Annotated in this window: 1 protein-coding gene (running past one end of the window); it reads right to left on the reverse strand. The window is 75.1% G+C overall.

Annotated features, from left to right (window positions below; translation table 11 throughout):
• Positions 1-15,584, reverse strand: the 3' portion of a protein-coding gene (locus KSK32_RS31590) for a type I polyketide synthase (protein WP_216935500.1). It continues 14,302 nt past the right edge of the window; the window shows 15,584 of its 29,886 coding nt (coding positions 14,303-29,886); its start codon lies off the right edge, out of view; it ends in the stop codon at positions 1-3.

The raw sequence follows: 15,584 nt of genomic DNA on the forward strand, positions 1-15,584 counted from the left end.
CTAGATACCCGGCAAACTGCCGCCGGGGCCACCCAGCTCGCGGTGGATGAAATCGAAGATCTCGGCATCGGTGGCGTCGTCGAGGGTGTGCGTGGCCGATTTCTCCTCGACGGGACCACGGTCGTCGCCCCACCGGGCGACGAACGCCTGCAGCTGCACCAGCAGCTTCTGCCGGGTCAGCCGGTCCGGCGCGTCGGCCGCGAAGACACCGTCGAGCCGTTCCAGCTCGGCGAGCAGCGGGGCCGCCGAGGCGGAGCCGTCCTCCGCGAGCCGGTCACGCAGGTGCCGGGCGAGGGCCGCCGGCGTGGGGTAGTCGAACACCACGGCGGCGGGCAGTTGGACGCCGGTGGCGGCGCGGAGCCGGTTGCGCAGCTCCACGGCCGTCATCGAGTCGAACCCGACCTCGCGGAACGCCCGGTCGGGCTCCAGCCCCGCGTCCCCGCCGTGGCCGAGCACGGTCGCCGCCAGGCCGCCCACGAGGTCGACGAGGACGCCTTCGCGTTCGGCGGGGCTCAGCGGCCGCAGCCGCTTCCGCAGCGCGGTCGCCGCCTCGTCGTCCGCCGGCTGGCGCTCGTCGTCGGCGGGCATCGCCGCGCCCGCCTCCGGGATCCCCGTCAGCAGCAGGGACGGCCGCATCGACGCGAACGTCGGCACGAACCGGTCCCAGCGGACGTCGGCGACGATCAGCCCCGTCTCCGCCCGCAGCGCCTGCCCGAACGCCTCGAGGGCCAGCTCCGGGGGCAGCCCCGGCAGGCCCCGTCGGCGCAGCTGCGCCTGCTCGGGCGACTCGGGGTCGTCGCTCCACGGGCCCCACGCCACGGCGGTGGCCGCCAGTCCCCCGTGCCGCCGGTTCGCCGCGAGCGCGTGCAGCAGCGCATCGCCGGCGGACTGGCCGGCCCGGCCGCCCGCGCCCCACACCCCCGTGGTCGAGGTGCACAGCACGAACGCGTCGAGCGGGCGGTGAGCCAGCTCGTCGGCGTACCTGGGGACGTCGCCGACGGTGGCGGCCAGGTCGGCGGCCAGGCCGGCGAGGGTCAGCTCGGCGAGCGGCACCGAGCCGGTCTCGGCCGGGACGTGCACGAGCGCGGTCACCGACCGTTCCTCGGCGGCGAGCTGCTCCATCAGGTCGCCGAGCTTGCCCGTGGCCGGCTCGGCCAGCGGGAGCACCTCGGCGCCGTGGCGGCCCAGCCAGTCGGTGGTGTGCCGGGCGAGGGCGCCGGTCCCGCCGGTGAGCAGGACGGTGCCGTTCGGCCGGTAGCCGTCGCCCGCCGCCGGCAGCCCGGTGTCCCGGACCAGCCGCCGGGTGTGCACGCCAGCCTCCCGGACGGCGAGCTGGTCCTCACCGTCGACGTTGACCAGCGCCCCGACCAGGGCCGCGTACGCCGCCTCGGCCGGGCCCGCCGGCAGGTCGACGACTCCGCCGACGTGCCGGGGGTGCTCCAGCGCGGCGACGAGGCCGAGGCCCCACGTGGTGGCCTGCGTCGGGTGCGCGACCGCTTCCCCGTCGACGGCGACGGCGCCGGTGGTGGCCAGCCACAGCGGCACGGCCGGGCCGGAGCGGCCGGTGTGCGCCTGCACCAGCAGCAGGCTCGCCGCCAGGCCGGCCGGCAGTGCGGTCTGCTCCGGGTGTGGCGCCTCGTCCAGCGCCAGCAGGGACAGCAGCGCCGTCGGCTGGTGCGCGGCGGCGAGCCGGTCGAGGTCGGCGGCCAGACCGTCGCGGGTGACGGTGGCCGGGTCGACGGTCAGCAGGTGCACCGCCGTGGCGCCGGCCGTGAGGGCGGCGAGCACCCGGTCGGTGACCTGGTGCGGCGGGGCCACCACCAGCCACGTGCCCGGGTCGGCGCCGGTCAGCGCCCGGCGCTCCCAGGTGACCCGGTATCGCCAGCCGGCCAGGGTCCCGTCGAGCTGCTGGCGACGCCGCCACGACTCCAGTTCCGGCAGCAGCTCGCGCATCGGCTGGTCCGGGTCGAGGCCGAGGCGGCCCAGGTCGCCGTCGGTGACGGCCCGCCAGAACGCGTCGTCGACCGGGTCGGCGGCCGGTGTCGGCAACGTGTCGAAGGTCGGCCAGTAGCGCTGCGGCCGGAACGCGTACGTCGGCAGCTCGGGCAGCAGGCGGGGATCCGGACGGGGGCCGGCCAGCGCGGCGAGCACCGCCGCCCAGTCGACGTCCCGCCCGGTGCCGTCCACGACGGCCAGCGCGGCGAGCAGGGCGGCCGGCTCGTCGGCGCCGGCGCGCAACGCCGCCACGGCAGTGCCGTCCTCGTCGCCGGGCAGCAGGCCGGCGGCCATCGCCGTCAGCACCGCCTGCGGTCCGAGCTCCAGGAAGGTGTCCACGCCCGCGTCGCGCAGCGCGGCGATCCCGTCGGCGTACCGGACGGCCTCGCGGACGTGGCGCACCCAGTAGTCGGGCGTACGGATCTCGTCGGGCTCGGCGAGCCGCCCGGTCAGGTTCGACACGATCGGCAGCAGCGGCGCGGCGAACGCCAGCCCGTCGAGGACGGCCCGGAACTCGGCCAGCATCGGCTCCATCAGCGGGCTGTGGAACGCGTGGCTGACCCGCAGCCGGCGGGTGCGCACCCCGCGTTCCCGCCAGAGCCGCTCCAGCCCGTCGAGGGCGTCGACGGCCCCGGCGAGCACCACGGCGGTGGGGCCGTTGACGGCGGCGACGCCGACCCGGTCACCCAGCCCGGCCAGGGACTCGACGACGGCCGCCTCGTCGGCGGCGACGGCGAGCATCCCGCCCCCGGCGGGCAGGGCCTGCATGAGCCTTCCCCGGGCGGCCACCAGCGTGGCGGCGTCGGCGAGGGACAGCACGCCGGCGACGTGCGCGGCGGTGATCTCGCCGATGGAGTGCCCGGCGACGTGCCCGGGCACCACCCCGAACGACTCGACCAGCCGGAACAGGGCCACCTCCAGCGCGAACAGCCCCGCCTGGGTGAAGACCGTCTCGTCGAGCAGCGCAGCCTCGGCGCTGCCCTCGGCCGCGAACAGCACCGGCTTCAGCGGCTGCGGCAGTTGGCGGTCCAGGGCCGCGCAGACCTCGTCGAGGGCCGCCGCGAAGACGGGGAACGTGTCGTACAGCTGGCGGCCGGCGCCGGGGCGCTGGGCGCCCTGGCCGGAGAACTGGACGGCGAGGCCGCCGGCGCGTCGCCGGGCGGTGACCACCGCGGGGTGCTCCTCCCCGGCGGCCAGGGCGCACAGCGCGGCCAGCCGGGTCTCCCGGTCGGCGGCGATCACGGTGGCCCGCCGGCCAAGGTGGGCGCGGCCGTCGGCGAGCGCCCAGGCGACCAGGCCGGCCGGGTCGTCGCCGATCGCGACGCGGTCAGCCAGCCTCCCGGCCTGCTCGCGCAGGGCGGGCAGATCGGCAGCGGAGACCGGCCACGGCAGGGCCACGGTGCGGTGGTCGCGTCGCGCTTCGCCGTGCCCCACGGTCGCTTCGAACGCTGCGGGGTCGGCGGCGGCGACCGGCTCCGGGGCCTCCTCAATGATCACGTGGGCGTTGGTGCCGCTGATGCCGAACGAGGAGACGCCGGCCCGGCGGGGCCCGTCCGTGGCGGTCCACGGTCGTGCCTCGGTGAGCAGCGCCAGCGTGCCGGAGGACCAGTCGACGTGCGGGGTCGGCGCGTCGACGTGCAGGGTCTTCGGCAGCACCTCGTGTTGCAGGGCCAGCACCATCTTCATCAGGCTCGCCGCGCCCGCCGCGGCCTGGGTGTGGCCGATGTTCGACTTGACCGACCCGAGCCACAGCGGCCGCTCGGCGGTTCGGTCCCTGCCGTACGTGGCCAGCAGCGCCTGCGCCTCGATCGGGTCGCCGAGGGTGGTGCCGGTGCCGTGCGCCTCGACGACGTCCACGTCGGCGGGGGTGAGGCCGGCGTTGTCCAGCGCGTGCCGGATGACCCGCTGCTGGGCGGGCCCGTTCGGGGCGGTGAGGCCGTTGCTCGCGCCGTCGGAGTTGACGGCGCTGCCCCGTACGACGGCGAGGATCCGGTTGCCGTCGCGCTGGGCGTCGGAGAGCCGCTGGAGCAGCAGGACGCCGACGCCCTCGCCCCAGCCCGTGCCGTCGGCGGCCTCGGCGAACGCCTTGACCCGCCCGTCGGCCGCGAGGCCGCGCTGCCGGGAGAACTCCAGGAACGCGCCCGGGGTCGACATCACCGTCACGCCGCCGGCGAGGGCGAGGTCGCACTCGCCGCTGCGCAGCGCCTGCGCGGCCAGGTGCAGCGCCACCAGCGACGACGAGCAGGCCGTGTCGACGGTGACCGCCGGGCCGTGCAGCCCGAACGAGTACGCCAGGCGGCCGGAGACCACCGACGCGCCGTTGCCGGTCGCCTGGTAGCCCTCCACCTGCGAGCGGGCGCCCAGCAGCAGCGTGGCGTAGTCCTGCCCGTTGGTGCCCATGAAGACGCCGGTGGCGGAGCCGCGTACCCGGTGCGGGTCGATGCCGGCGCGTTCGAAGACCTCCCAGGTGGTGTGCAGCAGCAGCCGCTGCTGCGGGTCCATGGCGAGGGCCTCGCGCGGGTTGATCCCGAAGAACGCGGCGTCGAAGCCGACGACGTCGTGCAGGAAGCCGCCGCTGCGGGTGTAGCTGGTGCCGACCCGCTCCGGGTCGCTGTCGAACAGGCCGTCGAGGTCCCAGCCCCGGTCGGTCGGCATCGGCGTGACCGCGTCCACCCCCTCGGCCAGCAGGCGCCACAGCTCCTGCGGCGACGACACCCCGCCCGGGAATCGGCAGGCCATGGAGACGATCGCGATCGGCTCGTCGGCCGCCGGCCGGGCAGAGGCCACGCCGCCGGTGACCGGGCCGCCGTCCGCGCCGATGACGATTTCGGTACGCAGGAAGCGGGCCAGTTCCGCAGCCGACGGGTGGTCGAAGACCACTGTCGACGGCAGGGTCAGGCCGGTGACCCGGCCCAGCCGGTCCCGCAGTTGCACGGCGGCGAGGGAGTCGAAGCCCAGCTCCCGGAACGCCCGGCCGGCTGGCACCTGGTCGGTGGTGGGGTGGCCGAGCACGGCCGCCGCCTCCGCGCGGACGAGGTCTACCAGCAGCGCCTCCTGGCCGGTCGCCGGCAGCGTGGCGAGCCGGTTGCGCAGCCCGTCGGTGGCGGCGGCGCTCTCCGGCCGCTGCGGCTCCTCGGCGACGGCGGGGGCGACCCGGTCGAAGAGGTGGCTCGGCCGTGCGGCGGTGAACGCCGTGACGAACCGGGACCAGTCGACGTCCACGATCACCGGGGCCGCCTCGGGGGCGTTCACCCAGCGGCCGAGCGCCGCGACGGCGGCGTCGGGCGCGAGCGGGTTGAACCCGCGGCGGCGCAGGCGGTCGGCGGTCTCCCCGGCGGCCATGCCGTCCTCCGCCCACGGGCCGTACGCCAGCGCGGTGGCGGGCAGGCCCTTCGCCCGGCGGGCTGCGACGAGGGTGTCGAGCAGGGCGTTACCGGCCGCGTAGCCGGCCTGCCCGCCGCCGCCCCAGACACCGGCGACCGAGGAGAAGACCACGAACGCGTCGAGGTCGCGACCCCGGCAGGCGGCGTCGAGGTGCAGGGCGCCGAGCACCTTGCCGGCCAGGGTGTCCGACAGCTCGCCGTCGGTCACCTCGTACGCCGGGGTGGTGCCGCCGGACGCCCCGGCGGTGTGCACGACGGCGGTCAGCGCCGGCAGCCCGGAGACCAGGGCGTCGACGGCGGCCCGGTCGGTGACGTCGCACGCCACCACCCGCACCGCACCCAACTCGGCCACCAGCTCCGCCGCACCCGGCGCCCCCGGACCCCGCCGCGAAGCCAGCACCACCTCACCGGCCCCGTTCGCCAGCAACCAGCGCGCCACATGCCGACCCAACCCACCCGTACCACCGGTCACCAGCACCGTCCCGGCAGGCCGCCAACCCACACCCACGGGCGGCACGGCCGACACCAGCCGCCGGCCGAAGAGGCCGCTGCGCCGGACGGCCACCTGGTCCAGGGTGCCGTCGGCGAGGACCGCGACGAGCCCGGCGCGGGCGCCGCGGTCGGCGCGGGCGGGCAGGTCCACCAGGCCGCCCCAGCGGTCCGGCTGTTCGAGGGCGACGACCCGGCCCAGGCCCCAGGCCAGGGCCGCCCAGACGTCGTCGACCCGTTCGCCGGCCGTGACGGGCATCGCGGTCCGACTGAGCGCCCACACCCGTCCGGCCAGGCCGGTGTCGGTGAGCGCCCGGACGAGGGTGAGCAGGGCGGCCGTGCCAGCGGGCAACGCCGGCGTGTGCGCCGGGGGCCGGTCCTGGCGGGGCAGGACGCAGAGCACCCCGGCCCAGCCGTCCCCGCTGATCCGTCGCAGCCGGTCGCCCAGGTCGGCGCGGTCGAGGGTGGACGACACGGTGAGCGTATCCACCCGGGCACCGGCCTGGGTGAGGGTCTTCGCCACGCCCGCGTCGGCGCCGCTGTCGACGGTGACGACCAGCCACCGCCCGGACAGCCTGGTCTTCGGGTTCGGCCGGACCGGCTCCCACCCGATCCGGTACGACCACCCGTCCAGCGCGGTGTCCCGGGACCGGTGCCGACGCCAGCGCGAGAGGACCGGCAGGGCCGGGCCGAGCGTGTCCAGGGCGTCGGGGTCGTCGCCGAGTTCGGCGGCGAGGGCGGCCAGGTCGCCACGCTCGACGGCGGTCCAGAACTCGACGTCGCCGCCGTCCGGGGCGGCCCGCTTCTCGGCCGCGCCCTCGGGCCAGTAGCGCTGGTGCTGGAAGGCGTACGTGGGCAGGTCCACCCGCCGCGCGCCGGTCTCGGCGAACCACTGCGTCCAGGTCACCGGCACGCCGTGCACGTGCAGCTCCGCCAGGGCGTGCAGCAGCGCGTGCGCCTCCGCCCGGTCCCGGCGCTGCACCGCCACGGCCAGCACGGCGTCGTCGCCGGGCAGCACGTCGCCGGCCATCGCGGTCAGCACACTCTGCGGACCGACCTCCAGGAACGTGTCCACACCGGCGGACTTAAGGGCGGTGATCCCGTCGGCGAAGCGGACAGCCTCCCGCACGTGCCGCACCCAGTACTCCGGGGTACGGAACTCGTCGCCAGCCAGCGCACCCGTCACGTTCGACACGACCGGCAACAGCGGCGCGGAGAACGTCAATCCGTCCAGAACCGTGCGGAACTCGGCCAGCATCGGCGCCATCAACGGGCTGTGGAACGCGTGACTCACCGCCAGCCGACGCGTACGCACGCCCCGCTCCCGCCAGTGCCGCTCCACCTCGTCGAGCGCGTCGACCGCACCCGACACCACCACGGCGGCGGGCCCGTTGACCGCAGCGACGCCCACCCGGTCGGTCAGCCCCGCGATCGACTCCACCACCGCAGCCTCGTCAGCGGCCACCGCCAGCATCCCGCCGCCGGTGGGTAGCGCCTGCATCAACCGACCCCGCGCCGCCACGAGCTGACACGCGTCCGCCAGGGACAGCACGCCCGCGACATGCGCCGCCGTCACCTCACCGATCGAGTGACCGGCCAGCATGTCGGGAACGACCCCGAACGACTCCACCAGGCGGAACAGCGCCACCTCGACCGCGAACAGACCCGCCTGCGTGAACACCGTCTGATCCAGCAGCGCCGCCTCGGCCGAACCCTCCGACGCGAACAACACCTCACGCAGCGGACGCGGCAGCAGCGGATCGAGGAGTCCGCACACCTCGCCCAGCGCGGCCGCGAACACCGGGAACAGGGCGGAAAGCTCCCGACCCATCCCGGCGCGCTGCGCACCCTGACCCGAGAACAGCAGCGCGAGCTGACCGCGTGCGGCGGTGGTGGTGCCGGTCACGACGGCCCCGGAGGGCTCGCCCGCGTCGAGGGCCCGGAGCGCGGCGAGTAGATCGCTCCGGTCGGCCACCACGGCGACGGCGCGGTGTTCCAGCGCGGGCCGGGTGGTGACGGAGGACCAGGCCACGTCCAGCGGACGCGGGGCCTCGTCGACGCTCAGCCAGCGCGCCCACCGGCCCGCCTGAGCGGCCAGGGCCGCGTCGGAGCGCGCGGACAGCAGCACCGGCACGACGGGTGGAACCTCGTGGGCGACGACCTCACCCTCGATCGTCTCGGCCGGCGGCTGCTCGACGATCACGTGCGCGTTGGTGCCGGAGATCCCGAACGACGACACCGCCGCCCGACGCGGCCGATCCACCGCCGGCCACGGCGTCGCCTCCGTCGCGAGGGCCACCGCCCCGGCCGTCCAGTCCACGTGCGGGGACGCCTCGTCCACGTACAGCGTCGCCGGGACGAGACCATGGCGCATCGCCAACACCATCTTGATCACACCAGCCACACCGGCCGCCGCCTGCGTGTGCCCGATGTTCGACTTCACCGACCCCAACAACAACGGCCGATCCTGCGGACGCTCCTGCCCGTACGTCGCCAGCAACGCCTGCGCCTCGATCGGATCACCCAGCGTCGTGCCCGTACCGTGCGCCTCCACCACGTCCACGTCCGCCGGGGACAGGCGCGCGTTCGCCAGCGCCTGCCGGATCACCCGCTGCTGCGACGGACCATTCGGCGCGGTCAGGCCGTTGGACGCGCCGTCCTGGTTCACGGCGGTGCCCCGCACCACGGCGTGGATGCGCCGACCCTCGCGCTGGGCGTCGGAGAGCCGCTGCACCAGCAGCACGCCGACGCCCTCGGACCAGCCGGTCCCGTCGGCCGACGCGGCGAACGACTTGCAGCGGCCGTCCTGCGACAGGCCGCGCTGCCGGGAGAACTCGATGAACGTGCCGGGCGTCGCCATCACCGTCACACCACCGGCCAACGCCAGATCACACTCGCCCGACCGCAACGCCTGCGCGGCGAGATGCAGCGCCACCAGCGACGACGAGCACGCCGTGTCCACGGTGACCGCCGGGCCTTCGAGGCCGAACGTGTACGCCACCCGACCGGACAGCACGCTGCCGGAGGTGCCGGTGCCGACGTAGCCCTCCACCTCGGTCGGCAGGTCCATGAGCCGGGAGGCGTAGTCGTGGTACATGACACCGGCGAACACACCCGTCCGGCTGCCCCGCAACCGCGACGGGTCCAGCCCCGCCGACTCGAACGACTCCCACGACGCCTCCAGCAGCAACCGCTGCTGCGGATCCATCGCCAGAGCCTCGCGCGGCGAGATCCCGAAGAAGCCCGCGTCGAACTCCGCCGCCCCGTACAGGAAACCACCATGGCGCGTGTACGACGTACCGCTGCGGTTCGGGTCCGGGTCGAACAGCGACTCCAGGTCCCAGCCGCGGTCCGCCGGGAACTCGGAGATCCCGTCGCCACCGCCGGCCAGCAGCTCCCACAGTTCGTCGGGGGATTCCACCCCGCCCGGGTAGCGGCAGGCCATGCCCACGATGGCGATCGGCTCGTCGGTGCCGACGACCGGGCCGGCGACCTGGCCGGCGGTCGACTGGCGCACCCCGGACAACTCCGACCACAGGTGGTCGGCGAGCGCGGCCGGGGTCGGGTAGTCGAAGACCAGCGTCGAGGCCAGCCGCAGCCCCGTGGCCGCGTTCAACCGGTTACGCAGGTCCACCGCCGTCAGCGAGTCGAAGCCCAACTCCCGGAACGCCCGGTCCGCCGGCACCGCCTCCGCACCACCGTGCCCCAACACCTGCGCGACCAGACCGCGCACCAGCACGTCGACCTGGGCGCGGCCCTCGTCCTCGGTGAGCCCGGCGAGCCGCTCGGCCCAGCCGCCACCGCCCTGTCCCGCCTGGCGGCGGGTGCTGCTCACGCCGATCAGGGTGCGCAGCACGGCCGGCACGGTGCCGCCGGAGGTCGCCGCCCGCAGCGCGGGCACGTCGATCACGGCCGGTACGAGGGCCGCCCGGTCGGCGCCCAGGGCGGCGTCGAACAGCTCCAGCCCGGTCTCGGCGCTCATCGGAGTCAGGCCAGCCCGCGCGGACCGCGCCCGGTCCGCCTCGTCGATGGACGCGGCCATGCCGGGGGTGTCCCACATGCCCCACGCCAGGCTGACCGCCGGCAACCCGAGCTGCCGCCGCCACACCGCCAACCCGTCCAGGAACGCGTTGCCCGCCGCATACGCCGACTGACCCGGCGAACCCAACACACCCGCCACCGACGAGAACACCACGAACAGATCCAGATCCAGCGACGCCGTCGCCTCGTGCAACAACCAACCCGCCGACACCTTCGGCGCCAGGACCGCCGCCAGCCGCTCCGCCGTCAGCCCCTCCACGACACCGTCGTCCAGGACACCGGCCGTGTGCACCACACCCGCCAGCCGACCCCCGGCACCGATCTCGGTCACCAGACCGAACACCTGATCCCGGTCCGTCACGTCACACGCGACAACCCGCACCGACGCGCCCAGCGCGGACAACCGCTCCGACAGCTCGCCCGCACCGGCGGCCTCCGGCCCGCGCCGCGACACCAGCACCAGCGAGCGCACGCCGTGCACCGACACCAGGTGCTCCGCCACCAGCGCACCGAGCGCACCCGTGCCACCGGTCACCAGCACCCCGCCGTCACCCAGGCTGGGCGTCTGCGCGGCCGTGATGCCGGCCCGGACCAGGCGCGGCGAGTACACCGCGCCCCCTCGGACGGCCAACTGGCCGCCGGTCGCGGCCGGTTCCCGCAGGACGCCGTCCAGCAGGGCCACCAGCGCGGCATCCGGGTCACCGTCGACGTCCGCGAGGACGATGCGGCCCGGGTGCTCCGACTGCGCCGACCGCAGCAGACCCCACACCGCCGCACCGGCCAGGTCGGTCACCCGGTCGCCGCCGCCGACCGACACCGCGCCCCGGGTCACGACCACGAGCCGCGAGTCCGCCAGGGCGTCCGCCGCGAGCCAGGACTGCACCGTCGCCAGCACGTCCGAGGTCACTGCACGGACCGACTCCGGCGTCGCCGCGCCGGGCGCGGGGAACACCGGCAGCAGCAGCGTACGGGGGACGGACTCCTCCCCCGCGACCGTCGCCACGTCGGCGTACGTGGGCATTCCTACCGGTGCCGGCAGCTCCAGGCCGCCGGTCACCAGCGCCCATCCCGAAAGCTCCCCGGCGGGTGCGGCCTCCACGGCCGGCCACCGCAGCTCGAACAGCGACCGCGAGGCCACGCCCGGCGCGGCCACGCCGGTCAGCTCTCGCAGGACGAGGGAGTCCATCGACACGACCGGCGCGCCCACCTCGTCGTACGCGGCCAGACGCAGCCCGGAGCCGTCGCGGGTCAGGCGCACCCGCAGCGTCCCCGCGCCTGCCGCGTGGACCTGCACGCCCTCGAAGGCGAAGGGCACGCGCGGCCCGCCCGTCTCCTCGCCACCGAGCAGCAGCCCGATCGGGTGCAGGGCGGCGTCCAGCAGCGCCGGGTGCACGCCGAATCCGGCGCTCTCCGTCGCGGCGGCCTCCGGCAGGGCCACCTCGGCGAACAGTTCGTCGCGGCCGACCCATGCACGCTGGAGCCCCTGGAAGACCGGCCCGTACGCCAGGCCGTGCTCCGCCAGCGTCGCGTACCACCCCGCGAGGTCCACCTCCGACGTCGCGGCGGGGGGCCAGGTGATCGTGTCGGGCTCGTCGGCGGTGGACGCCTCCAGCACACCCTCCGCGTGCCGGGTCCAGCCCGCCTCGGGATCGTCGTCGGGGCGGGAGTAGACGGCGACGGGACGCTGCGGCGACTCCGACGTGGACACCCGCACCTGAATGCGTATGCCCCCGGATTTCGGGAGCACCAGCGGGGCGGCCATGGTCAGCTCCCGCAGCCGGGAGAGGCCCACCTCGTCGCCGGCCCGTACGGCCAGCTCGACCAGGGCCGTGCCCGGCACCAGCGTCAGCCCGGAGACCGTGTGGTCGGCCAGCCACGGGTGCGTGGTCAGGGAGAGCCGGCCGGTCAGCACCGTCTCGTCGTCACCGGCCAGGTCCACTGTCGCGCCGAGCAGCGGGTGCCCGGTGCGGCCGAGTCCGGCCCCGGACACGTCGCCCGTACGCGCCCGGTTGGCGGCGGGCCAGTAGCGCTGGTGCTGGAAGGCGTACGTGGGCAGGTCGACCCGCCGCGCACCGGCGTCGGCGAACCACTGCGTCCAGGTCACCGGCACGCCGTGCACGTGCAGCTCCGCCAGGGCGTGCAGCAGCGCGTGCGCCTCCGCCCGGTCCCGGCGCTGCACCGCCACGGCCAGCACGGCGTCGTCGTCGGGCAGCACGTCGGCGGCCATCGCGGTCAGCACGCTCTGCGGCCCGACCTCCAGGAACGTGTCGATACCGCCAGCCCTCAGAGCGGTGATCCCGTCGGCGAAGCGCACGGCGTCGCGGACGTGCCGCACCCAGTAGTCGGCCGTGCGGATCTCGTCGCCGGCCAGCGCACCGGTCACGTTCGACACGACCGGCAACAGCGGCGCGGAGAACGTCAACCCCTCCAGAACCGTGCGGAACTCGTCGAGCATCGGCTCCATCAACGGGCTGTGGAACGCGTGGCTCACCGCCAGCCGACGCGTACGCACGCCCCGCTCCCGCCAGTGCCGCTCCACCTCGTCGAGCGCGTCGACCGCACCCGACACCACCACGGCGGCGGGCCCGTTGACCGCAGCGACGCCCACCCGGTCGGTCAGCCCCGCGATCGATTCGACCACTGCGGCCTCGTCGGCCGCCACGGCCAGCATGCCGCCGCCCGTGGACAGCGCCTGCATCAACCGGCCCCGCGCGGCCACGAGGACGCACGCGTCGGACAGGGACAACACCCCGGCCACGTACGCCGCCGTCACCTCACCGATCGAGTGACCGGCCAGCATGTCCGGCACGATCCCGAACGACTCCACGAGGCGGAACAGCGCCACCTCGACCGCGAACAACCCGGCCTGCGTGAACACCGTCTGGTCCAGCAGCGCCGCCTCGGCGGTGCCCGCCTCGGCGAACAGCACCTCACGCAGCGGACGCGGCAGCAGCGGATCGAGGTGTCCGCACACCTCGTCCAGCGCGGCGGCGAACACCGGGAACAGGGCGGAAAGCTCCCGACCCATCCCGGCGCGCTGCGCACCCTGGCCGGAGAAGAGCAGGGCGAGCTGGCCCCGCTGGCCGGTGGCGCCGAAGACGACCGTACCGGTGGGCTCGCCGTCGGCGAGGGCGGTCAGCGCCGCGACCAGGTCGTCCCGGTCGGCGGCGGTGACGACCGCCCGGTGCTCCAGCGCGGGCCGGGTGGTGACGGAGGACCAGGCCACGTCCAGCGGACGCGAGGCCTCATCGACGCTCAGCCAGCGCGCCCACCGGCCCGCCTGAGCGGCCAGGGCCGCGTCGGAGCGCGCGGACAGCAGCACCGGCACCACCGGCGGCACCTCGCGGGCGACGACCTCACCCTCGATCGTCTCGGCCGGCGGCTGCTCGACGATCACGTGCGCGTTGGTGCCGGAGATCCCGAACGACGACACCGCCGCCCGACGCGGCCGATCCACCGCCGGCCACGGCGTCGCCTCCGTCGCGAGGGCCACCGCCCCGGCCGTCCAGTCCACGTGCGGGGACGCCTCGTCCACGTGCAGCGTCGCCGGGACGAGACCATGGCGCATCGCCAACACCATCTTGATCACACCAGCCACACCGGCCGCCGCCTGCGTGTGCCCGATGTTCGACTTCACCGACCCCAACAACAACGGCCGATCCTGCGGACGCTCCTGCCCGTACGTCGCCAACAACGCCTGCGCCTCGATCGGATCACCCAGCGTCGTGCCCGTACCGTGCGCCTCCACCACGTCCACATCCGACGGCGACAGACGCGCATTCGCCAGCGCCTGCCGGATCACCCGCTGCTGCGACGGACCATTCGGCGCGGTCAGCCCGTTCGACGCACCGTCCTGGTTCACGGCCGTGCCCCGTACCACCGCCAGCACGCGGTGCCCGTTGCGCCGCGCGTCCGACAGCCGCTCCACGAGCAGCACGCCCACACCCTCGGACCAGCCCGTACCGTCGGCCGACGCCGCGAACGACTTACACCGGCCGTCCTGCGACAGACCCCGCTGCCGCGAGAACTCGATGAACGTGCCGGGCGTCGCCATCACCGTCACACCACCGGCCAACGCCAGATCACACTCGCCCGACCGCAACGCCTGCGCGGCGAGATGCAGCGCCACCAGCGACGACGAGCACGCCGTGTCCACGGTGACCGCCGGGCCTTCGAGGCCGAACGTGTACGCCACCCGACCGGAGAGCACACTGCCCGACGTGCCCGTGCCGACGAAGCCCTCGGCGTCCGGCGGCAGGTCCATCAGGCGGGAGGCGTAGTCGTGGTACATGACACCGGCGAACACACCCGTCCGGCTGCCCCGCAACCGCGACGGGTCCAGCCCCGCCGACTCGAACGACTCCCACGACGCCTCCAGCAGCAACCGCTGCTGCGGATCCATCGCCAGAGCCTCGCGCGGCGAGATCCCGAAGAAGCCCGCGTCGAACTCCGCCGCCCCGTACAGGAAACCACCATGGCGCGTGTACGACGTACCGCTGTGCTCCGGGTCCGGGTCGAACAGGCTCTCCAGGTCCCAGCCGCGATCGGTGGGGAACTCCGAGATCCCGTCGCCGCCGCCGGCCAGCAACGCCCACAGTTGGTCCGGGCTCTCGACGCCACCCGGGTAGCGGCAGGCCATGCCGACGATCGCGATCGGCTCGTCGGTGCCGGCGGTGAGCACCGCCGTCTGGCGGGCGGTGATCTGCCCGGAGACCTGCTCGTGCAGGTGGTCGACGAGCGCGGCCGGGGTCGGGTAGTCGAAGACCAGCGTCGAGGCCAGCCGCAGCCCCGTGGCCGCGTTCAACCGGTTACGCAGGTCCACCGCCGTCAGCGAGTCGAAGCCCAACTCCCGGAACGCCCGGTCCGCCGGCACCGCCTCCGCACCACCGTGCCCCAACACCTGCGCGACCAGGCCCCGCACCAGCACGTCGATCTGGGCGCGCGCCTCGTCGGGCGCGAGGCCCGCGAGCTGGTTGGCCCAGTCGCCGCTTCGTGCGGCCCGTCGCCGGGCCGCCGTCGATCCGATCAGCGTACGCAGGACCGCTGGCGCCGGGCCGGCGCCGAGCGCTGCCCGCATCGCCGGTACGTCGATCACGGCCGGCACCAACGCCGGCCGCCCCGCCACCAGGGCGGCGTCGAACAGCTCCAGCCCGATCTCGGCGCTCATCGGCGTCAGGCCAGCCCGCGCCGAACGCGCCCGGTCCGCCTCGCCGATCGACGCGGCCATACCGTCCGTGTCCCACATCCCCCACGCCAGGCTCACCGCCGGCAACCCGAGCTGCCGCCGGTACACCGCCAACCCGTCCAGGAACGCGTTACCCGCCGCGTACGCCGACTGACCCGGCGAACCCAGCACACCCGCCACCGACGAGAACACCACGAACAGATCCAGACCCAGACCCGCCGTCGCCTCGTGCAACAACCAACCCGCCGACACCTTCGGCGCCAACACCCTTGCCAGACGCTCCTCGGTGACCCGCTCGACCACCCCGTCATCCAGCACACCGGCGGTGTGCACCACACCCGCCAACCGACCCCCGGCGGAAACCTCAGCCACCAGCCCGAAGACCTGATCCCGGTCCGTCACGTCACACGCGACAACCCGCACCGACGCACCCAGCGCCGACAACCGCTCCGACAACTCACCCGCACCCACAGCCTCCGGACCACGACGCG

The sequence above is a fragment of the Micromonospora sp. WMMB482 genome (assembly GCF_019038635.1).
In the GTDB taxonomy this organism is placed as follows: Bacteria; Actinomycetota; Actinomycetes; order Mycobacteriales; family Micromonosporaceae; genus Micromonospora; species Micromonospora marina.